At 63.0% G+C, this 20,903-nt stretch carries 18 protein-coding genes; 4 read left to right on the forward strand and 14 right to left on the reverse strand.

From position 1 onward, the window contains the following. The first annotated feature begins 23 nt into the window (after window positions 1–23). Entirely contained in the window at window positions 24–971 is a 948-nt protein-coding gene (locus B9A97_RS03835; RefSeq protein WP_084363671.1) for a lysylphosphatidylglycerol synthase domain-containing protein, read from the forward strand. Here the strand turns inward: B9A97_RS03835 and B9A97_RS03840 are convergent. The 4 genes from B9A97_RS03840 to minC form a co-directional block, all read right to left on the reverse strand. Beyond that, the gene (locus tag B9A97_RS03840) at window positions 945–2,396 is read right to left on the reverse strand and encodes a phospholipase D-like domain-containing protein (RefSeq protein ID WP_084363672.1); all 1,452 of its coding nucleotides are present in this window, start codon (window positions 2,394–2,396) and stop codon (window positions 945–947) included. The genes B9A97_RS03835 and B9A97_RS03840 overlap by 27 nt on opposite strands. A 153-nt stretch (window positions 2,397–2,549) precedes the next feature. After that, on the reverse strand, window positions 2,550–2,810 hold the full coding sequence (minE, locus tag B9A97_RS03845) for a cell division topological specificity factor MinE (protein WP_084363673.1): 261 nt from the start codon (window positions 2,808–2,810) through the stop codon (window positions 2,550–2,552). Next, a complete protein-coding gene (gene minD, locus B9A97_RS03850; protein WP_084363674.1) occupies window positions 2,807–3,622 on the reverse strand; it encodes a septum site-determining protein MinD in 816 nt (271 codons plus the stop codon). Before minD ends, minE begins: the two co-directional genes overlap by 4 nt. A 37-nt stretch (window positions 3,623–3,659) precedes the next feature. After that, window positions 3,660–4,394, reverse strand: a complete 735-nt coding sequence (minC, locus tag B9A97_RS03855; RefSeq protein ID WP_084363675.1) for a septum site-determining protein MinC — start codon at window positions 4,392–4,394, stop codon at window positions 3,660–3,662. Between the two features lie 179 nt (window positions 4,395–4,573). Between minC and B9A97_RS03860 the strand changes: the two genes are divergently transcribed. After that, window positions 4,574–5,368: a non-homologous end joining protein Ku gene (locus B9A97_RS03860; RefSeq protein WP_084363676.1), complete on the forward strand. Its 795-nt coding sequence runs from the start codon at window positions 4,574–4,576 to the stop codon at window positions 5,366–5,368. Between the two features lie 14 nt (window positions 5,369–5,382). Here B9A97_RS03860 and ligD read toward each other — a convergent pair whose 3' ends face one another. From ligD to B9A97_RS03905, 9 genes are all read right to left on the reverse strand, one after another. Continuing rightward, window positions 5,383–7,905 carry a DNA ligase D gene (ligD, locus tag B9A97_RS03865; protein ID WP_084363677.1) on the reverse strand — a complete coding sequence of 841 codons (2,523 nt, stop codon included), beginning with the start codon at window positions 7,903–7,905 and terminating at the stop codon, window positions 5,383–5,385. A 3-nt stretch (window positions 7,906–7,908) separates the two neighbouring features. Beyond that, entirely contained in the window at window positions 7,909–8,733 is an 825-nt protein-coding gene (locus B9A97_RS03870; protein WP_084363678.1) for a non-homologous end joining protein Ku, read from the reverse strand. Window positions 8,734–8,751: 18 nt separating this feature from the next. Then, window positions 8,752–9,006, reverse strand: coding sequence for a hypothetical protein (locus B9A97_RS03875; protein WP_084363679.1), 255 nt, complete (start codon window positions 9,004–9,006; stop codon window positions 8,752–8,754). Between the two features lie 79 nt (window positions 9,007–9,085). Next, window positions 9,086–10,927: a heavy metal translocating P-type ATPase gene (locus B9A97_RS03880; RefSeq protein ID WP_084363680.1), complete on the reverse strand. Its 1,842-nt coding sequence runs from the start codon at window positions 10,925–10,927 to the stop codon at window positions 9,086–9,088. A gap of 94 nt (window positions 10,928–11,021) precedes the next feature. Beyond that, window positions 11,022–12,086 (reverse strand): DUF2218 domain-containing protein, encoded by a 1,065-nt coding sequence (locus tag B9A97_RS03885; RefSeq protein ID WP_084363681.1) that lies wholly within the window; start codon window positions 12,084–12,086, stop codon window positions 11,022–11,024. After that, entirely contained in the window at window positions 12,083–12,922 is an 840-nt protein-coding gene (locus tag B9A97_RS03890; protein ID WP_084363682.1) for an ABC transporter ATP-binding protein, read from the reverse strand. Before B9A97_RS03890 ends, B9A97_RS03885 begins: the two co-directional genes overlap by 4 nt. Beyond that, window positions 12,919–13,953, reverse strand: coding sequence for a FecCD family ABC transporter permease (locus B9A97_RS03895; RefSeq protein ID WP_084363683.1), 1,035 nt, complete (start codon window positions 13,951–13,953; stop codon window positions 12,919–12,921). Before B9A97_RS03895 ends, B9A97_RS03890 begins: the two co-directional genes overlap by 4 nt. 2 nt (window positions 13,954–13,955) lie before the next feature. Next, window positions 13,956–14,999 carry a FecCD family ABC transporter permease gene (locus tag B9A97_RS03900; protein ID WP_084363684.1) on the reverse strand — a complete coding sequence of 348 codons (1,044 nt, stop codon included), beginning with the start codon at window positions 14,997–14,999 and terminating at the stop codon, window positions 13,956–13,958. Next, window positions 14,996–15,994 (reverse strand): iron-siderophore ABC transporter substrate-binding protein, encoded by a 999-nt coding sequence (locus tag B9A97_RS03905; protein ID WP_084363685.1) that lies wholly within the window; start codon window positions 15,992–15,994, stop codon window positions 14,996–14,998. The genes B9A97_RS03900 and B9A97_RS03905 overlap by 4 nt, the downstream gene beginning before the upstream one ends. 335 nt (window positions 15,995–16,329) lie before the next feature. Here B9A97_RS03905 and B9A97_RS03910 point away from each other — a divergent pair, with 335 nt between their 5' ends. Continuing rightward, window positions 16,330–18,453 (forward strand): TonB-dependent siderophore receptor, encoded by a 2,124-nt coding sequence (locus B9A97_RS03910; RefSeq protein ID WP_084363686.1) that lies wholly within the window; start codon window positions 16,330–16,332, stop codon window positions 18,451–18,453. Window positions 18,454–18,538: 85 nt separating this feature from the next. On the opposite strand, the gene B9A97_RS03915 is transcribed toward B9A97_RS03910, so the two are convergent. Then, window positions 18,539–19,432 carry a helix-turn-helix domain-containing protein gene (locus tag B9A97_RS03915; protein WP_143530316.1) on the reverse strand — a complete coding sequence of 298 codons (894 nt, stop codon included), beginning with the start codon at window positions 19,430–19,432 and terminating at the stop codon, window positions 18,539–18,541. Between the two features lie 352 nt (window positions 19,433–19,784). Here B9A97_RS03915 and B9A97_RS03920 point away from each other — a divergent pair, with 352 nt between their 5' ends. Continuing rightward, complete coding sequence (locus B9A97_RS03920) at window positions 19,785–20,870, forward strand: Ldh family oxidoreductase (protein WP_244564121.1); 1,086 nt, start codon at window positions 19,785–19,787, stop codon at window positions 20,868–20,870. Window positions 20,871–20,903 lie beyond the last annotated feature (33 nt).

The raw sequence follows: 20,903 nt of genomic DNA on the forward strand, positions 1-20,903 counted from the left end.
TCTCAACAGAGCTGCGAGACCAGATGTACAAGCGCCTATTCCTGAAACTCATCGCCATCCTGGCAGTCGGTGTAGCAGCATACCTGCTTTACAACACGCTGAAGGAATATACCTGGGACGAAATCTACACCGCGTTGCGATCGATCCCCTTTTCCCATTTGGCGCTCGGTCTTGGTTTCGCGGCCGGGTCGTATCTCTGCCTATCCTGCTTCGACGCCTTGGCGGTGCGCTATGTCGGCAAGCCGCTGCGCTTCCACCAGACCCTGCTGGCCTCCTTCGTCAGCCTGTCGATCGGCCACAATGTCGGCGTTGCGGCGCTGAGCAGCGGCGCGGTGCGCTATCGCTATTATTCGCGCTGGGGCTTGTCTGCTGCGGATGTCGCTCTCGTTATCGTCTTTTGCGGGGTGACCGTCGCGCTTGGCCTGATGACGGTCGGCGCCGGCGCGCTGATGCTGCGTCCGCAGGATGCGGCAGAGCTGACGGGATTGAGCCGCGAGGCGATCTTCGGCTTTGCAGCCATAGCCGCGATCTTGCCGCTCGTCTACCTGCTCTGCGCTGCCTTCATCCGGCAGCCTTTGAAGGCATTCAACCGTGAGTTCCGGCTGCCGAAACTGCCGATCGCCGCAGCGCAGCTTGTTGTCGGCACGCTGAATTTCGCCTGCGTGGCAGCAAGCCTGCACCAGATGCTTTCGGCCTTTGCGGAAGCGAGTTACCTGAAGGTCGCGGCCGTCTCGATCATCGCCAATATCGCGGCCATCATCAGCCATGTGCCTGGCGGCATCGGCGTGCTGGAGGCGACCGTCGTGCATATCCTGCCCGGCGCGGAGTCAGTGGCCGCCGTGATTGCCTTCCGGGTGATCTATTATTTTATCCCGCTCGCCATCGGGCTGGTGATGTTGGCGATCAGCGAGATCGCCATCAAGCCCGGTGACGAGACCGCTACTTTAGGCGAACAGCCCCAGCACACGTGAGGCCGCGCGGCGCATGCCGACCCCCAGCACGGACAGGGGTCGAATAGGCTTGCGGGGATCGACAATGGCGGTCCCCGGAATGGCATCGACGGGACCGCGCGCCACGTCGATGTCGAAATGCCGAAGACCGCGCGCACCCTTGTTGAGCTCATTCAGCGTGCCCTGCAGCGAGCCTGTCCTGAGATAGCTTTCGCGAACTTCCTCTGGGCTGCAGGCCATATGCTCCGCCAAAAGCCGGTGCCGCAATTGCGCGATGGCGTCGCTGTCAGCGGGATTGGCCGCTTCAAGCGCAATATCGGCTTCCGAATCCAGGCCTTCGGAACGGTTGTTGAGGTTGGACGAGCCGAGCCGCACGAAACGATCATCGATCATCAGCAGTTTCGAGTGAACCAGGATTTCCTGTTCCTGACCGTCCTCATCGGGAACCACCGCATACATGACCCAGAGCTTGTCGCCGATATCGGCCTGCTTGAGGCGGCGGATCAGCCGGTCCCGGTTATGCCCCATCATCACCTTTTCCACGAAGCCGTGGGAGATGCGGGTCACGACGATGACGATCTCCGGGCAATCCGGTCGCGCCAGCCGCGCCGCGAGTGTATCGGCGATGCGGAAGGACGCGAGATACTGCGCCTCGATATAGATATGCCGGCTGGCATTGCGGATCGCGTCATGGGCGAGATGAATGGATTGCCGCCGCCGTGTGGGCGTCGATGCCTGGGGATCGGTGAGCGAAAGGGCCACGTCGCAGTCCGACACGTCCACCGCCAGACCTGCGGGCCAGAGGGATGCCTCGGCCATAGCAGGGGGAACATCCTGGCGGGTCGCCCGCTTCCAGCGGCGCCGGGCGATGTCGCCGATGGCAGCCGCTGCCGGGCCACTCACGGCGGCCTGAATGTCGTGGACGGGTTCATAAGGCTTGCCGTCGGGGCTCACGCGCAGCGGATTGTCGGGTGCGTGGCGGCTGTCGTCCCAGCGGCGCGCGGTCAGGTCAATGCCGCCGATGAACGCAAGCGCATTGTCGATGCAGACGATCTTCTGGTGGTGGGAGGCGGAGAAGGGATGGCGGCCGTCGAATTCCACCTGAACACGCGGATGGGCCATCCACCCTTTGCGCCGAAACAGCTTTAGCGACTTGCCGGAATAGACCGGTCCCATGGCCCAGACGAGGACTCGGATCACCAGATCCGGATTGGCGTCAAGGCATTCGCTCAGCACGTCCTGCAAGCGGTGGGGGTTGTCGCGGTCCGGTGTGAGCGCGATCTCCGGATCGAAATCCCAGCCGATGATCCAGATTTCCTTGCGGGCAAGCCGGAACGCATCGACCAGCCGTGCGTAGTAGCTGGCGCCGTCGATGAGGAAGGACAGGTTTTCGGCCCTGCTGACGCATCGTGCGTTCCAGCCAGACCTGATGATGGATTCCGCCATATGGATAGCCCCGATTGCTATGGGTACAGTGAGAGTTAGCTCTCAATTCCCATGCCCGGAAAAGGTTCCATGGCGGGCATCGCATATGTCTTGGCAGTGTAATCCAGCCGCCGTGATCTGGTCTTGGCGGCTGGATGAGATGGTGGCTGAAGGTCAAGCGGCGAGCTTGGCGCCGTTTGCCGGCAACTCGACCTCGATCTCCAGGATCGAGACGTTGTCGGTGTGATCGATGGTGACCTGGATCTTGTCACCGTCGATTTCGACATGCCGGGCAATGACCGCAAGAATTTCTTCGCGGAGCACGGTCACGAGATCTGCGCCAAGATAGGCGCGCTCATGCGCCAAGAGTACCTGTAGCCTTTCCCGGGCCATCGGCGCCGATTGCTGCCGGCGGAACATGGAAAACAGGCTCATGCAGCCCTCCGCGCGAAGATCTTGTCGAGAAGGCCGCGCTTTTCGCCGGGCACGATGATCGGCAGGGTCTCACCTTCGAGACGGCGCGCCGCCTCGAAATAGGCCATGGCTGGCGCACTGCGGGCATCGGCCAGCGTGACCGGAGCACCGATATTGGAGGCGCGAAGCACATCCATGCTTTCGGGAATGATGCCGATCAGCGGGATGGACAGGATTTCCAGCACGTCCTCGACCTTCAGCATGTCGCCGCGCTGGGCGCGGGCCGCGTCGTAGCGGGTCAGAAGCAGGTGTTTTTCCATGCGCTCGCCGCGTTCGGCCTTCAGCGTCTTGGAATCGAGCAGGCCGATGATGCGGTCGGAATCGCGGACGGAGGAGACTTCCGGATTGGTGATCACGACGGCCGTGTCGGCATGGCGCATGGCGAGTGTCGCGCCGCGTTCGATGCCTGCGGGGCTGTCGCAGATGATCCAGTCGAAATAGCGCTTCAGCTCGGTGATGACCTGTTCGACGCCTTCGGCGGTCAGGTTGTCCTTGTCGCGGGTCTGGGAGGCCGGCAGCAGGAACAGGCTTTCCAGCCGCTTGTCGCGGATCAGCGCCTGCGGCAGCTTGGCATCGCCCTGGATGACGTTGACGATGTCATAGACCACGCGGCGTTCGGCGCCCATGACCAGGTCGAGATTGCGCAGGCCAACATCGAAATCCACGACGACGACCTTCTTGCCCTTGCTGGCAAGCGCTGCACCCAAGGCGGCGGTCGAGGTGGTCTTGCCAACTCCGCCCTTGCCTGACGTTACGACTATAACCTTGCCCATCTTCTATCTCTCCTTCGGCCCCGCCCGCTATGGGCATTCACATCATTTTCTCTGCGACGATCGCATCGTTTTCCAACCGGACCTGCACGGGCTTGCCACGCAGGGACTGGTCGAGATCTTCCGTGACGGCGTAGACGCCGTCGATTGCAATGAGCTCCGCCTCGAATTTGCGGCAGAATATCCGTGCCTCGGCATTGCCGACGCAGCCCGCAAGTGCGCGTCCGCGCAAGGCGCCGTAGATATGGACCGAGCCGCCGGCGACCACTTCCGCGCCCGACGACACCGAGCCGATGACGGTGACATCGCCCTGCGTGTAGACGATCGACTGGCCTGAGCGGACTGTTTCGCGCACGATCAGCGAAGGGGCTGCGGCGCGCTGTTCGGTGACGACGACAGGCGTCATCGTCTCGGCCGCCGGAGAGGCCTCTTCATCCGTCTGCGGCACGTCGTAATCGGCGGCCGGGCGGCCACCCTTCAGATGCGGCGGCATGCCCGGTTCGACCAGCGAAGGGCGTCCGCCCTCTATGCCCATGACACTGACGTTTCGCGCAGAAAGCTCTGCGATCAAGGATTTCAGCTGCGGACGGTCGATCTCGATCTCGGAAACGTCCAGAACAACGGGACGACCGAGGAAGAAACCGGCAGAGCGCGACGCAAGGCTATCCAGGCGCTGCAGCCAACTGTCGATTGGCATGTCAGGCGACAGCACGACCGCCATGAATGAGCGGCCCTTCAGACGAATGGAGCGGGAATCGGTTAGCACTTTGGTCATCTGCGTAAACAAATCGTTGATCCATGGGTACTGCTGATTTGGTTAACAAAAGGTTAACGCCGCCAGCACGCGGTTAACGCCGAGCCGCGGATTTTGAGGTCTTTCACCAAGTCCTTGAGGTGCCGGAACCATAAGGACGGGCCGGAGTTTTGGCTCAAGGCTGACATGTGGAGGCGGATTTGGCGGGGCATACATTCTGGAGAGGGCATCTCAAGCTATCGCTGGTCACGGCGGCGGTGACGCTGTCGCCGGCGCGCACCCAGTCGAATAAGGTGAGCTTCAATATCCTGAACAAAAACACGGGAAACCGGGTGGAAAGCCGCTACATAGACAGCGTGACCCATCGGCCCGTTTCCGACAAGAACCAGGTGCGCGGCTTTCCCACGGGGGATGATGAGCATGTCCTGCTGGAAGACGAGGAGCTTGAATCCGTCGCGCTGGAAAGCACCCGCACGATCGATATCGAGCAGTTCGTGCCGCGCAATTCGATCAGCTGGATCTGGTATGACAACCCGCATTTCCTCCTGCCCTCCGACAAGGTCGGCGTGGAGGCCTATTGCGTGATCCGCGAGGCGATGAAGCAGAAAGACATGGTGGGCATTGCCCGTCTGGTCCTGTACCGCCGCGAGCATGCCGTTCTGCTGGAGCCGACGGAAAAAGGCATCGTGCTCTGGACGTTGCGCTACGGCGACGAGGTGCGCGAGCCGGAAGAGACGCTGGATTACAAAGCCAAGGCCGACAAGAAGGCCCAGGCGGCGCTCAACAAGGCCATCGAAAAGCAGATGATCGCCTGGAAGCCGGCGCTGGTGGAGGATGCGGTTCAGAAGAAGGTGAAATCGCTGATCAAAACCAAGCAGAAGAGCGAGGCGAAGCCGGCGAAAAAGAAACCGGCCGCGAAGAAATCAGGCGCCAAGATTATCAATATCATGGACGCCTTGAAGAAAAGCATTGCCGACGAGCAGCGCAAAAGCTGACCGAGGCTAAACCCCTATCTCTTGGGCAGCGGTGCCTGTTTGGCAAAGAAGTCCTTCCACGGATCTTCACGCGGCGTGGACAGCCGCGCCTGGATGTTGTTGATGGTGAAATGATCAGGCCCGATGTCCTCTGACAGTTCGGACCAGGTCAGCGGCACCGAGATCGCCGCACCGGGCCGGGCGCGCGGGGAATAGGCGACGACGGCGGTGTTGCCCCGACCATTGCGCAGATAGTCGATGAAGATGCGACCCTTGCGCTTCGCCTTGGTCGCCACGGCGAGATAGAGATCGGGCTCGTCGCGCGACATCGTGTCGGCCAGCTTTTTCGCATAGGCCTTCACCTCAGGCCATTTCGCCTTCGGTTTCAGCGGGATGACCACATGCAAGCCCTTGCCGCCTGAGGTTTTCACGAAAGCCGAGAGACCATCGGCCTCGATGCGTCGTTTAAGTTCGAGGGCCCCCTCGATGACGGCGCTCCAGGGGACATCGTCGCCTGGATCGAGGTCCATGGTGATCATGTCCGGCATCTCCCAGGCCTTGGTAGTCGTGCCCCAGGGGTGAATTTCCAGCGCCGCCGACTGCACCAGCGCCATCAAGCCATCGAAATCCAGGATGCGAAGCAGCGGATCTCCGCCCTTGTCCTTGGGGTCTTTGATCTGATCGATATGCTTGCTCATGCCGCGCCAGGCGTGTTTCTGGAAGAAGCGCTGCTGGCGCGTTATGCCATCGGGGCAGCGCAGCAGGGCGAGCGGCCGATCCACGACAAAGGGCGCCATGAGATGCCAGACCTGCGCGTAATAATCGGCAAGCCCTGTTTTGGTGACACCCTCCTCCGGCCAGTAGACGCGATCCGGATGGGTGAATTTGACGCTGCTCTTCGGAACCGGTGCGGCCGTCTTGTCGCTTTCCTGCACCACTTCGGTCGACGCCTTGTCTTCGCGCAGGCCGCGAAAGGCAGCGTGCCGCAGATTGCCGTCGCCGGACCAGGCGCGGAACTCCACTTCCGCCACCAGTTCGGGCTTCACATAGACGACATCGCGCCGTGCATTGGCAGTCAGCTTGCCGTCGAAGGGGCTCTCGTCATTGGCCAAGGCTGCCAGCTTTTCATACAGCATCTCGGCGGTTGCCTGCGAGAAGCCGGTGCCGACGCGGCCGACATGGCGCAGCTTGCCCTTTTCATAAACGCCGAGCGCCAGCGATCCGATGGCCTGGTCCGTGACCGAGGAGGGCACATAGCCGCCGATGACAAATTCCTGCCGTTCGGAGCACTTGGACTTCACCCAGTTTCCCTTGCGGCCCGAGACATAGCGGCTGTCGCGATCCTTGGAGATGACACCCTCCAGGCTCAGCCGGCAGGCATGGGTGAGCACGAGGCCGCCGCTTTCATCGAAGTGGTGGCTGTAGCGCAGCACCGGATCATCTCTCGGGATAAGGCCTTCCAGCAGGGTCTTGCGCTCGATGAGCGGCACGTTGCGCAGGTCGTGGTCGTCAAGATGCAGGAGATCGAAGGCATAAAAGACGAAGCGGTCGCTTCTGCCTTCGCTCAAGTCCTGCTGCAGGGCGGAGAAATCCGAGGCGCCGTTTTCCTTCTCCACCACGATCTCGCCGTCGATCAAGGCGGCCTTCAGGTTCATGCAGGCTAGGGCCTCGGTCACCGCGCTGCCAAACCTGTCGGTCCAATCCAGCCCGCTGCGCGTCAACAGCTTGACCGATTTGCTTTCGATACGCGCCTGCAGGCGGTAGCCGTCGAACTTGATCTCGTGCAGCCATTTGCCACCCGAGGGCGGCTTGGCCTTCAAGGTGGCGAGCGCCGGCTCGACGAATTCAGGCAGGGCTGCCTTGCGGGCGCCTTTCGGCAAGTCGTCCGTCGCGGTGGCTTTGGTCTCAGCCTTCTTGCGGGAAACGCGCACCGGGCCATGCTTGGCTGAATCCTGCTTCGAGCCGCGAGAGTGCCAGATCAGGTCGGGATTGGCCTTCACTTCTTTCAGCGTGCGACCCGTTTTCACCGAGAGCGGCATGTCTTTCAGAATATCGCCGTCGCTGCGGGCTTCCTCGTCATCACCCTTGATCAGCAGCCAGTTCTCGCGCTTTTCCTCCGGCTTGCCGCGCATGCGCACCAGATGCCAGCGTCCCCTCAGTTTCTCGCCTTCCAGCTCGAATTCGAGATGGCCCTTCTTGTAGGCCTTCTTGATATCGTGGAGAGGCTTCCATGTTCCCCGATCCCACAGGATGACCGTGCCGCCGCCGTACTCACCCTTGGGTATGATGCCTTCGAAATCGCCATAGGAGATCGGATGGTCCTCGACATGCACGGCAAGACGCTTTTCGTTCGGGTCGAGGCTCGGCCCACGGGTCACGGCCCAGCTCTTGAGCACGCCATCCATTTCAAGGCGAAAGTCGTAATGCAGGCGCGTCGCGTCATGCTCCTGGATCACGAAGAGGTTCTGGCCGGTGGCCTCTGCCTTGGCTGCGGCCTCGCCCTTGGGCTCGGGCGTGCGGTCGAAGCGACGTTTGGTGTTGTAGACCTGAAGCCCCATGGCTCAACTCGCCTTCTTCTTGCGCGGAAACGACTTGGCCTTGCGCTTGGCACTCTTCTGTTTGGCGCTGAGCCGCAGGGCCTCCTTGAGATCGATGACATTGTCGGTCTTTTCGGGCACTCGTCTCTTGATTTCGCGGCCCTCCATCTTGGCCTTCACCAGCTCGGCCAGCGCATCCTCGTAGCGGTCGCTATAGTCAGTGGGATCGAACTTGCCGGATCGCATCTCGATGATGTGGCCGGCCAGTTCCAGCATTTCCTCGTCGAACTTGATATCGGGAATGCCCTTGAACGCGGCTTTCTCCGAGCGAACCTCGTAGTCGAAATGCAGCGTGGTTGCGGTCAGGATGCCGTTATCGGCGCGAATGAGCAGGATCCGGTTCTTGCGGAAGAGGATGGCATTGGCGAGCGCTGCCACCTTGTTGCGCTCCAGGCTGCGGGCGAAGAGGGTCAGCGTTTCTTCATCCACGGCATCCGCCGGCGAGAGGTGATAGACCCGGTCGAGATAGAGATGGTCTATATCCTTGCAGGGCAGGAAGCCCTTGATGTGAAAGATCTTGTCGCTCTCCGGCATCAGCGCCGCCAGCTCCTCCGGCCCCACCATCACGTAATCACCGTCGCTCAAGCGATAGCCTTTGACCTGCTCGTCGCGATCGACGGGTTCTTCGGTTTCGCTGTCGATGAACTGGCGCTGGACCCGGTTGCCGGTCTTGCGGTTGATGATGTGAAAGGAAATGCCCTCTGTCGTGTTGAGGGCGGAATAGAGCGCGATGCCGCAGCTCAACCCGTCGAATTTCAGATGGCCTTTCCAACTCGCCCTACGCGCCATGATCGTCTACTCGCTGGTTTACGCATCCGTCCGGTTTTCATCATCTGCCAGGAAGGCTTCGATCGAGGCGATATCGCTGTCGGTGACCACCGGAACGGGATCGGCGGCCATTGCCTCCAGCACCTCCATGGAGACGGACCCGTTGCGGATCGCTGCCTCCAGCGCCTCGCGCGTCTGCCGCTCCGCCTTCAGTTCGGCATAAAGCGCCAGGATCAGGCGGTCGCGATCGTCAGGCGCCTTGCGTTTGCGGATCGTGGAGAGCGATGTTGTCATGACTCCCATAATTCGGCTGCCGCAGGGAAGTTCCGCTCGGAGCTGGGGCGCCGATCACGTCTGCCAATCAGGACTGAGACTAGACCGCAGGCTTGATCCGCAGGGCGCGCAGGGCATTGAGGATGACAGCCACGTCGATCAATTCCTGCAGCAGTGCGCCCTGGACCGGCGTCAGGTAGCCGAAGGCAGCGACGATCATCCCGAGTATCGACAGGCCGATGCCGACCACGACGCTTTGCAGCGCGATGCCGCGGGCGCGCTGGGCCACTTCCATGCCCGGAAGAAGCCGATTGAGGTGATCGACCAGGATAACCACGTCGGCGGCCTCCGCCGATGCCGCGGCACCACGCGCACCCATGGCGACCCCGATATCGGCCGCGGCAAGCGCCGGTGCGTCATTGACGCCGTCGCCCACCATCATGACAGGCCCATGCTTGCGCTCCGTCAGAACCAGCAGAACCTTCTGGTCCGGCGTCAGATCCGCGCGGACCGCGTCCAGACCCAGGCCGTCAGTCACCTTCTCCGCCACCGCGCGCCGGTCTCCCGTGGCCATCACGATCCGCGAGATGCCCAGCCGTCTGAGGTTGGCGATCATTTGCGGGGTGCCTTCGCGCAAGGCGTCCGCCATCACGATATCGCCGGCCAAGACACCATCGACCGCAACAGACACCAGGACCGAGCCCAGGGCATGGGTGGAGACATCTTTCGCGGGCGCGCCGACCATGCGCCTGACGAAGTCCTTGCCGCCGACCACCACATGGCGTCCGTCCACCGTGCCGGACAGGCCGTCTCCCGCCGTTTCGATCACGTCACCGGGAACCGGTAGGGAGGTTCCGCGGGTATGGGCGGCCGCCACGATCGCCTGGGCCATGGGATGTTTCGATGCCTGCTCGAGGGCTGCGGCGAAATACAGGATTTCCTCTTCCGAAAGAACACCTACGCGCTCAATCTCCACGATCTGCGGTCGTCCGTCCGTCAGCGTGCCGGTCTTGTCGAGCACCAGCGTGTGGATCTGTGCCAGCGCCTCCAGCGGTTTCGCGCCCTTGATCAGCACCCCGAAATGGGCAGCACGGGATATGCCAGCCACGAGCGCCACAGGCACGGCAAGGATCAGGGGGCAGGGGGTGGCGACGACGAGGACTGCGACCGCGCGGATGGGATCGCCCGTGAACCACCAGGCGGCAACGGCCAGCGCCACTGTCACCACCAGGAACAGCAGCGAGTAGCGATCCGCAAGCCTGGTCATCGGCGCCTTGGAGGCCTGGGCCGCCTCCACCAGCCTGACGATGCCGGCATAGGTGCTGTCTGCGGCGCGGCGGTGGACATGCAGGTCGAAGGCGTCGCCGGAATTGGACGATCCGCTCAGCACATCCTCGCCACGGGCAAGACGAACCGGCATGGATTCGCCCGTCAGCGCCGACTTGTCGAGAAGCGCGTGATCGCTTGCCAACACGCCATCGACAGGTGCGACATCCCCCTGCCGGATGAGCAGCAGGTCTCCCGGCAGGATATCGTCAAGGGCGACCTCTTCCAGCGTGCCATCCCGATGGCGCGTCGCCGTGCGCGGCACGCGGGCCAGGAGCGCGCTCATTTCGCGGCGCGCCCGCCCCTCGGCAAAGTTTTCCAGAAAAGTGCCGCCGGAATACATCAGCGCCACGACTGCCGCGGCCAGCGTCTCGCCGAAAACCAGGGCCGCCGACATGGACAAGGCGGCGACGATATCAAGGCCGAATTCGCCGCGCCACAGACTGCGCAGGATCTCCCAGAGCAATGCCAGCAGTACCGGTATGACACCGGCGATCCAGACGATCTCGGCCCAGCCGGACGGACCAGCGAAGCGCAAGGCGAGGCCAAGGCCAAGTCCGGCAGCGGCAATGGCGAGCATTGCCGACTTCCATCGGTCCGCCAGTATCAGGTCCATGATGCGTCTTTCCCCTCACGCGGCATCCCTTTCGATGCCGCGCAGACGCTAGAACCAACGATCGCCCGTTGCAAGCACGCCTAAAGGTGTGGGCTCAGCCTTGCCTGCGCTCCCAATACCAGGCGACATACATCCGCCGCCGGTCATGGCCGCGCTCCTTCAGGACGCCGCGCAGCAACCGCACGTCGTCCTTCTCGCAGGCCACCCAGACGAAGGTTTCCGCATCGATGGAGGCAATTGCCGCCTTTGCCGCATCGGATAACATGCCTGTGGCACTCGCAGGATAGGATTTGCGATGCAGCCAGGACACATCGAGCGTGCCGGCCGATGGCAGCGGCTGTTCCTCGGCCTCGTCCTCCACCTCGATAATGGCCCGCATCCGTGTACCCTCAGGCACTTCGGCAGCAATGCGGGCGATGGCGGGCAGGGCGCTTTCGTCACCCACCAGCAGCATATCCTGCGCCACTGGCAGATCGCCGCCGCCGGGACCCAGCAGCGCCAGCCTATCGCCCGGCATGGCATCGCGGGCAAAGTCGGCACCGGGCGTCAGAACACCAGGGGCAGGGTGCTGGAAGAAATCCACCCACAATTCGCGGCGCTCCACATCGACCTTGCGGATGGTGTAGACGCGCACGAGAAGCGCGTCCTCGCCCTCCGGCCAATCGACGCGCCCGTCATCGCGCAGGCCGGGCCAGATGGGTGTGCGCCCCTTCGGCGGCACCAGCAGGCGCACATGCATGTCGCCGCCGATGAAGGGCGAGACATCGGCGCAGGAGAATTTCACCCGGCGCATATGCGGTGTTACGTCTTCGGCCGAGACGACCTCCACGTGGTGGATGTTGGAGAGCGGCGTGCGCGGCGGCGGCTCGGACCAGGAGAGTTCGAACGGGTCTTCGCCGGCGAAGTAGAACAGATGCTCCGCGATCATGTTGCGGCTCATCTGCAGCGCGTCTTCGCTGGGGCAGGCGAGATCGATCAGCAGGCGGCCGTCGCGAAGTCGAATATCGGCGGTCACCGTCTCGCTTTTCAGCATCACAGCATCGTCGCTGCGCAGCACCTCGGAGTGCTCGATGAAATGCTCGCCGATCTCATGGAGCATGCCCACAGCATCGGTGGGCAGGGCGATGCCGGAAAGCCTGTAGGTCTGGATTGCGTTCATGGCTGGTCTCCATCGATGCCGCTTGCCGGGGTGTCTGTTGATGTCATTCGATGCCGGCCGATCGGCAGCATGATCGGGCGGCCGGAGGTCGGGTCGGTGATAACGCGGCTTTCGAGGCCGAACACCTGCCGGACATTGTCTTCCGTCAGCACCTCTTCCGGCGTGCCGCGCGCATGCAGCCGCCCTGCCGCCATGGCGATCAGGCTATCCGCATAGCGTGCCGCGAGGTTGAGGTCGTGCAGCACCATCACGATGGTGGTCCCGCGCTGGCGATTGAGGTCGGTCAGCAGGTCGAGCACCTCGACCTGATGGCTAATGTCGAGGAAGGTGGTGGGCTCGTCCAGCAGCAGGATGTCGGTCTGCTGCGCCAGCGCCATGGCGATCCAGGCGCGCTGCCGCTGGCCGCCGGAGAGTTCGTCCATCGGCCGTTCCGCGAGCTCCACCGTCCGTGTCGCGATAAGGGCCGCGGCCACGGCTTCGTCGTCCCGCGCGGTCCAGCGGGAAAACATGCCCTGATGCGGATGGCGCCCACGGCTGACGAGATCGGCCACGGTGATGCCGTCAGGCGCGATCGGCGATTGCGGCAGCAGCCCCAGCGTGCGCGCCAGTTCCCGCGGCGGCGTCTTGTGGATCGACTTTCCGTCAAGCAGTACCCGGCCATGGCGCGGAAAGAGTAGCCGGGACAGGGTGCGCAACAGAGTGGACTTGCCGCAGGCATTGGCACCGACGATAACGGTGATCTTGCCCGGATCGATGGCGAGGTCGAGGCCTTCCAGGATCACGCTGTCGCTATATCCAGCCGAAAGATCCTGGGCGGTGAGCGTATGAGCCGTCATAGCGAGCCTCCGTTCCGGTTGACGCGCACGATGAGATAGATGAGGTAGGGAGCACCGAGCGCGCCGGTCACCACACCGACCGGATAGCGGCCGGGCAACAGGAATTGCCCGGCATAGTCCCCGACCAGCACCAGCACGGCCCCCACCAGCGCCGCGGGGATCAGCAGCGAACCACTATTGCCGATGATGCGCGCGGCGATCGGACCCGAGAGAAAGGCGACGAAGGCGATCGGGCCTGCCACCGCCGTGGCACAGGCGATCATGCCGACGGCCGCGACAATGACGGTGACGCGCGTTGCGGCGACCCGCACACCGAGTGCGGCCGCGGTGTCATCGCCCAGTCTCAAGGCGTCGAGGTCACGCATGCGCGACAGCAGCAGCCCGCCAAACACGATCAGCGCCAGGAGAAGCGGCAGGGCCTGGTCGAGGCGGGCTCCATTGACGCTGCCGGTCAGCCAGCGCATGGCCTCCTGCAGGCTCCAGGCCGGCGCGGTGGAAAGGATATAGGCGATCACGCTTTCCAGCATGGCCGAGACGCCGATGCCGACGAGAATGAGCCGGGTGCCCGCCACGCCGTTGCGAAACGACAGGCCATAGACCAGGAGTGCGACGCCAAGACCGGCGACCACGGCGAAGACCGAAACGACAGGACCGTTCATCGACAGCACGACGATGGCAAAGACGGCGGCGGCGCTGGCGCCGGAGCTGATGCCGATGATGTCGGGGCTCGCCAGTGGATTGCGCAGCATGATCTGGAAGGCGACACCGCCGAGCCCGAAGCTGGCGCCCGCCAGGATGGACAGCACCGCGCGCGGCAGCCGCAATTGCCCGACCGTGAAGCCGGCGCCGGGGACGTTTTCCCCGAGCAGCACCCTGACCACATCCGCCGGCGGCGTGAAGGATTGGCCAAGCGAAAGCGTCAGCGCAAAAACCGCCAGCAGGACAGCAAGCAGGATCGCGATGACCAGCCCATGCCGGCGCGTGCGACGCTGGCGATTGCGGGTGATGGACTGGATGACGGGCGCAAGCATGGTTACAACTCCCGCACCCGCTGGCGGCGGACGATCCAAATGAAGAAGGGAGCGCCGACAAGTGCCGTGACGATGCCGACATCCAGCTCGTTAGGTCGTGCGATGATACGGCCGAGAATATCGCCGGCCAGCAGAAGGCAGGCGCCGCCAAGTGCGGAAAACGGCAGCAGCCAGCGGTGGTCCACACCAACAAGCAGACGGCAGAGATGCGGCACCACGAGCCCCAGGAAGCCGATCGGGCCACAGATGGCCGTGGTCGCGCCGCAGAGCAGGATCGCCCCGAAAGACGCGACCGCGCGGGCGATCGCCACGCGTTCACCGAGGCCGGCCGCCAGATCATCCCCCAGCGCCAGCGAATTCAGCTTCCGCCCGGACAAAAGGCTGATCGCGAAGCCCAAAGCCAGAAACGGCAGAACGTCTGAGATCCGGTCGAAGGTTGCGCCGCCGACGCCGCCGATCTGCCAGGAGCGGATGCCGCCGGCAATATCGGCGCGCGGCAGGACCACGGCAATGACCAGGGAGGAAAAGGCAACCGATGTCGCAGCTCCCGCCAGCGCCAGTTTCAGCGGCGTTGCGCCACCCCGCCCGAGCGAGCCGATGCCATAGACGAACACGGCTGCCAGGCCCGCCCCGAAAATCGCGCAGAGGATATAGGCCTGGGAGGATGCCAGCCCGAACCAGGCGATGCCGATGACGACAGCGAGCGACGCGCCCATGTTGACGCCCAGAATGCCGGGATCGGCGAGGGGATTGCGGGTCACGCCCTGCATGATGGCGCCCGACAGGCCCAGGGCGGCCCCGGCCAGCATGGCCAGGACGGTCCGGGGTATGCGCACCGAAACCGCGGCCGCACCGATGCTGTCCGCTTGGCCCTGCAGCGCTGCCGCAATCTCCGACCAGGCCACATCGCGGGTGCCCACGGCGATCGACAGAAAGCACAACAGCAACAGCAGTGCCGCAACTGCCGCCAGCCACAGGAAGCGCACGCCGTTCGAGCGACTCACAGGGATCGCCGGGCTGCGTTCCTCGGTGCCTTCTAGCGTCATTTGGACTTTCCGGCTGCCGCGGCCAGCAAGTCGACATAGTCCTTGAGGATCCAGGAGATCGACAGCGGCGTGGGATTGGCCGCGGTGCCCAGCGGGTTACGGCCGAGCATGATGATGGCATTGTTGGTGACGGCGGGCATGCGCGACAGCAGCGGATCGGCCTTGACCGCATCGAGCAGCGGCTGGCTGCCATAGGTCACGACGATGTCGACATCATCGAAGGCATCGACACGCTCGGCGCTGACACCTGCTGCAAACTGCCCCGGCTTGCTCGCTTCCACCACGCTCTTGGGCGACTTCAGCCCGAGATCGGCAAAGAAGCGGACCCGTGTATCATTGGCGGTGTAGAAATTGACGACGCTCAGGTTGGTCGTGTCGAGATGGGTGACGAACATAGCCGACTTGCCGTGAAGCTCGGGATGCGCGGCGACCACGCCCGCTATCTCGCCCTCGATCCGCTTGATCAGCGCATCGCCCTCGGCAGCCATGCCGAGACCGGCGCTGTTGAGCCTGATGGTGTCGCGCCAATCGGTGGACCAGGGGCCATCGGGATAGGCGACGACCGGCGCGATCTGGCTCAGCGTGTCGTAATCCGCCTGGCTCAGGCCCGAATAAGACGCCAGGATCACATCAGGCTCGGTCGCGGCAACGGCTTCGAAGTCTATGCCGTCGCCCTCGTCGAACAAAACGGGCGGTTCGGCGCCCAATTCCTTGAGTTTCGCGGCCACCCAGGGCAGCAGGCCGTCGCCATCGTCATCGCCGAAATTGGCGCGGGCGAAGCCGACCGGCACGATGCCAAGCGCCAGCGGCACCTCGTGATTGGCCCAGGCCACGGTGACGACCCGCTCCGGCTTGCGCTCGATGGTGGTCGTGCCCAGCGCATGCTTGATGACCACGGGATAGACGGTGGTTTCATCGGCCCTGACATCGCCAAAGGCGAGGGCGGCGAGGCAAAAAGCTGACATCTGCACCAGATGGCGGAAGAACCGGCTCATTGCGCACTCTCTTATTCCGTTAAACTTGTCTCTCCAGTTCCAGTTTCAAAAAGCGGCGTCAAGCCTGATGCCGGATACCACTGTGTCGGCCCGGTAACTTTCCGGGGTTTCCTACAAAAAAGGGGAAAATTACAATACCGGACACTTTCGCTCAAGTTACTACACGGCTAGGGGTGACATGGGCCATCGACACGGCAAAACGGGACGTCCGGCTTGATCAGGCGGGATAACGGACCGGGTTTGCAGTCGACGATCATCTCCCCGCGAGCTTTTCAATGTGCGGCGATGTCCAGCCGTCCGCCAGTCCTGGCGATAACAACCTGTGGAACCAGAGCATGAATAATCGAGCAAAACGCGGTCAAGAAGGTCATAGCCGGAACCTCAGCCTCAAGGCGGTGCTGTTGGGATGCACGGCCCTTGCCGCGCTGACGCCGACGTCCTTGCTGGCGCAGCAGGCTGATGCCAACACGACGACGCTGGAAACCATCACCGTCGAGGGCACAGGTTCGGCCGATGACGACTCCCGGTCGATCGTGGCCCGCAAGACCTCGGGCGGCGGCAAGATCGCGACCGACCTCATCAACACCCCGGCCTCCGTTTCCGTCATCACGGCAAAGGAGATGCAACAGCGCGGCGTTGAAACGGTCGAGCAGGCCCTGCAATACACCGCCGGTGCAAGTGCCGACTTCTACGGTTCGGACGACCGCTTCGATTTTTACAAGCTGCGCGGTTTCGATGCCTATGCCTATCGTGACGGCCTGGCCATTGGCCGGCCTTTCGGCGGCGTTCGCGAGGAATCTTATGCCTTCGAGCGCATCGAGGTGCTCAAGGGCGGCAACTCCACGGCCTATGGCGTGTCCGATCCGGGTGGCGCGGTGAACTATTTGACCAAGCGGCCGAAGAGCGAGAAATTCGGCGAGGTCTATGCAACGGGTGGCTCCTTCAGCCGCGCCGAAACCGGCTTCGACTTCGGCGACAACATCACCGAGGACGATACGCTGTCCTACCGCCTCACCGGCAAGGTCAAGGATGCCAAGGCCGAGTATGATTTCTCCCGCGACGACGAGAAATTCATCATGGGCGGCCTGACCTGGCGGCCGAGCGATGCGACCACGCTGACCGTGGTTTACGACCATCTCAATCGTCGCGGTGTTCCCGGCGGCGGCGGCCATCCGGTTGGCAGCAATTTCGATCGCAACCGCTTCTTCGGCGAGCCCGACTATAATTACCGCGACACGGATCGCGATACCGTCAGCGTGATGTTCGACCACGACTTCGGCACCGGCCTGAAGGTCAGCTCGAATGCGCGCTACTCGAACACCAAGAGCGATTTTGGCTATGCCTATATTGCTCGCACACCCACGAACGGCTCCACCATCGCCGGCCGTGACTATTTCGGCAACGATTCGAGCGGCGAGCATTTCGTCATCGATTCCCGCGCGCAATATGATGCGAGCTTCGGCAATGTCGACAGCTCCACCCTCGTCGGCGTGCTCTACAGCAGCCAGGATTCCTCGACCGATTCCTTCTATGGTGCGGCGCCGGGCATCAACTGGGTAAACCCTGTTTATACCGGCCGGCCGAACTCGGTTCCGCTCTATGCCAGCTCGCGGCAGGAGCAGTTCACCAAGGCGCTTTATGCGCAGCAGGATTTCACCTTCTCGGACAGGCTGATCGCGACCATCGGCTTGCGCAATGACTGGATCGACACCACGCTGCGCAACAACCTGACGAACCGGACGACCTCCAGCGACATCAGCGCTTTCACCACCCGCTATGGCCTCACCTACAAGATCACTGAGGAACTGGCTGCCTATGCCAGCTATTCCGAATCGGTGGTGCCGGCCTCGTCGCTTACGGTCGAGCCGGAAGAGGGCGAACAGTATGAAATCGGCGTGAAGTACCAGCCGCTGGACTTCCCCGCCCTGTTCAGCGCCGCCATCTATGATCTCACGAAGAAGAACATCACCCGCACCAATCCCACCACGCTTCGTCCGGAGACCATCGGCGAGGTCCGCGTGCGCGGTCTTGATCTCGAAGCCAAGGCTGAGTTGACGAACAATGTCAGCCTGACGGCGGCCTATTCCTATCTCGACGCCGAAATCGTCCGCAATGGCACTGCTGGCAACGAGGGCAAGCGTCCGAGTCTGGTTCCTGAGCATGTGGCCTCGCTCTGGGTCAACTACATGCTGGCAGGCGAGGGTGCCCGCGGTGACATGAACTTCGGGCTCGGCGGTCGCTATACCGGTTCGTACTACTTCGACGACGCCAATACCAAGGCGACGGAAAGCGCCGTGGTGTTCGACGCCGCCTTCAGCTATGCGATCCAGGAAAACACGACCTTCTCGGTCAATGTCAGTAATATCTTCGATGAGAAGCACGTCGCCTATGGCGGCTTTGGCGCTGACTTCTACAATCCCGGCCGCGCCATCTCGGCAACCCTGCGCCGCACCTGGTAACATCAGGCTGCCCGCCTCTGCCTGGGGACGGGCACCTTGCGCAAATCTCTAGGATACCGCGCTCGTCGCGGCATCCCAGCCTAAATCAAAGCACCTGCTGCATGCGGCGCCAGGCGGCGGGGGTGTGGCCGGAGACCTGGCGGAAAGCCTTGGTGAGATGGGCCTGGTCGGAAAAGCCGAGCTTGGCTGCGATATCGGCGACGCTCAAATCGCCTTCCAGCAGCAGCTTTTGCGCCCGCTCTATGCGGCTCGCCAATTGCCATTGCAACGGCGTCTTGCCGGTTGTCTGCTTGAAGACGTTGGCGAACCAGCTTTCCGACAAGCCGACGGTCGCGGCCATGTCCGCCACCGTCAGGCGGCAATCGCCGCGGGAGTTCATCAGCGCCACGAGCTTGTTCATCTGGCCCTGCGTCAGGCGCCCGCTGTTCTGCTCGCTGCCCGGTTCGGGGATGTCGAGCAGGCCAGTGACGATGCTGCCGACCAGGCTCTCCGCATAAATGGCATGTTTCGATGGGGCCGAGACCTCTCCGGCCAGCAGCCCCGCCAGCATGCCGATCGCGTCCACATCCTGAAGCTCGACCGGGCGGCGCAGGGCCGATTGCGCCGCTGACGACCCTACCGAAGGTGAGAGGAAGCGCAGCACACGATCCTTGTGCAGATGCAGGTCTAGATGGGAAAACTTGTGGGGAGCGCTGAAATTCGTCCACATCGGCATGCCGGCCGGCACATAGACGGCACGGGTCATGGGACGGGAGTGAAGCTCGAAGCCGCTTTCCCGGTTGGACATGCGGATATGGGAAGACACGTCGTTGAAGAAGATCACGATGCGGGGATCGGGAGACAGGTAGTAGCCCCGGGCTCCGGATTGCCCCTCCGCATCCCAATAGACGCTCACCATGCCATCCAAGCCGCGCCACCGCATCGGTGCGGTGGTCCGGATTCCCTCGGTGTAGCAGGTCATTGAGTGACGATAGGTCATTGCCTCGAAGTCATCCGCTCCTGAGTGAATGGCCGGCCATGATATGGGCCAGCGGCCAAACGATTCTCGCAGCCCTTGTTTCTGTGTTACGCCAGCGGGTCAGTGCGATAAACATGATTAAATCTATCATGTTTTCTAAAACCGACAAGCGCCTTGCATTTGCCGCACTTGGTTTTTGACTGGCAAGACAAATCAGGCGGGGCAAGGGTCGCTTCCGTGCCGCATGTGGCCAAACTGCCACTGAAACCGGAGGCAAGCGAAATTTGCCGGCCCGGTGTACAGCGGCAAACGGGCCATGTAGACGCAGATGCGATGTTGGCGCAGGCCGCTGGCAGATTGGGAGGATGCCTTAATGATGGAAAAGGATGCCGCTAACCCGCCACAGGAGCCTCTACGGGTGTCGGCGGAGCCGTTGGAGACCTTCTGCCTCGCGGCGCTCGACGCCACCGGCGCCGATGAGGCGACCTGTCGGGCCGCCACCGACGCGATGATGCACGGCTCGCGCCACGGCGTCGACAGTCATGGCGTGCGGCTGCTCGATCATTATGTCAGGGCGCTGGAGGGCGGCCGGCTGAACAAGCGGCCGGTGATCCGGGTGGCGCAGGCCTTCGGCGCCATCAAGACGCTCGATGCCGACCATGCCCATGGCGCGCTGGCCGCCTATGAGGGCATGCGGCAGGCGATAGAGCTTGCTGCTCAGTTCGGGATCGCGGCGGTCGCGATCCGCAACTCCTCCCATTTCGGCCCGGCCGGAGCCTTTGCCATGGAGGCCGCGAAAGCAGGATACATTGGTCTCGCCTTCTGCAATTCCGACAGTTTCGTCCGGCTGCATGGCGGCGCATCGCGATTCCATGGCACCAATCCGATCGCCTGCGCCGTGCCGGTGGCGGGCAGCCGGCCTTGGCTACTCGACATGGCCACCAGCGCCATTCCCTATAACCGGGTGCAACTCTACAAGAGCCTCGGACGGCCGCTGCCGGAAGGCACGGCCTCGGATGTCCAAGGCAATGACGTCACCGATCCCGGCATTGCCGACATGCTGGCGCCGCTGGGGGCTGCCTTCGGCTTCAAGGGGGCAGCACTTGCCGGCATGGCCGAGATCTTCAGCGCGGTCCTCTCCGGTGCCAAGCTCTCGCCCGAACTGGCGCCGATGGGCGGGCCGGACTTTGCGACACCCCGCAATGTCGGCGCCTTCGTCATGGCCATTAAGCCGGATGCATTCCTGAGCGAGGAAGAGTTCCACGATGGCATGACCCGCTATCTCCAAGCGCTGAGAGGATCACCGGCGCGCGCAGGCGAACGGGTTATGGCGCCGGGAGACCGGGAATGGGCGGAGGCGGAAGCCCGCGAACGGTATGGAATTCCCATCGATCCGACCACAGAAGCCGCCTTCCGCACGATTGCGGAGCGGTTTGGCATCGCGCTGCCTTTCGCCTGACGGGCCATAGCACCTCTTGAAAAGCGGCAAACG

The sequence above is a fragment of the Rhizobium sp. RU36D genome (genome assembly GCF_900176345.1).
GTDB lineage: Bacteria > Pseudomonadota > Alphaproteobacteria > Rhizobiales > Rhizobiaceae > Allorhizobium.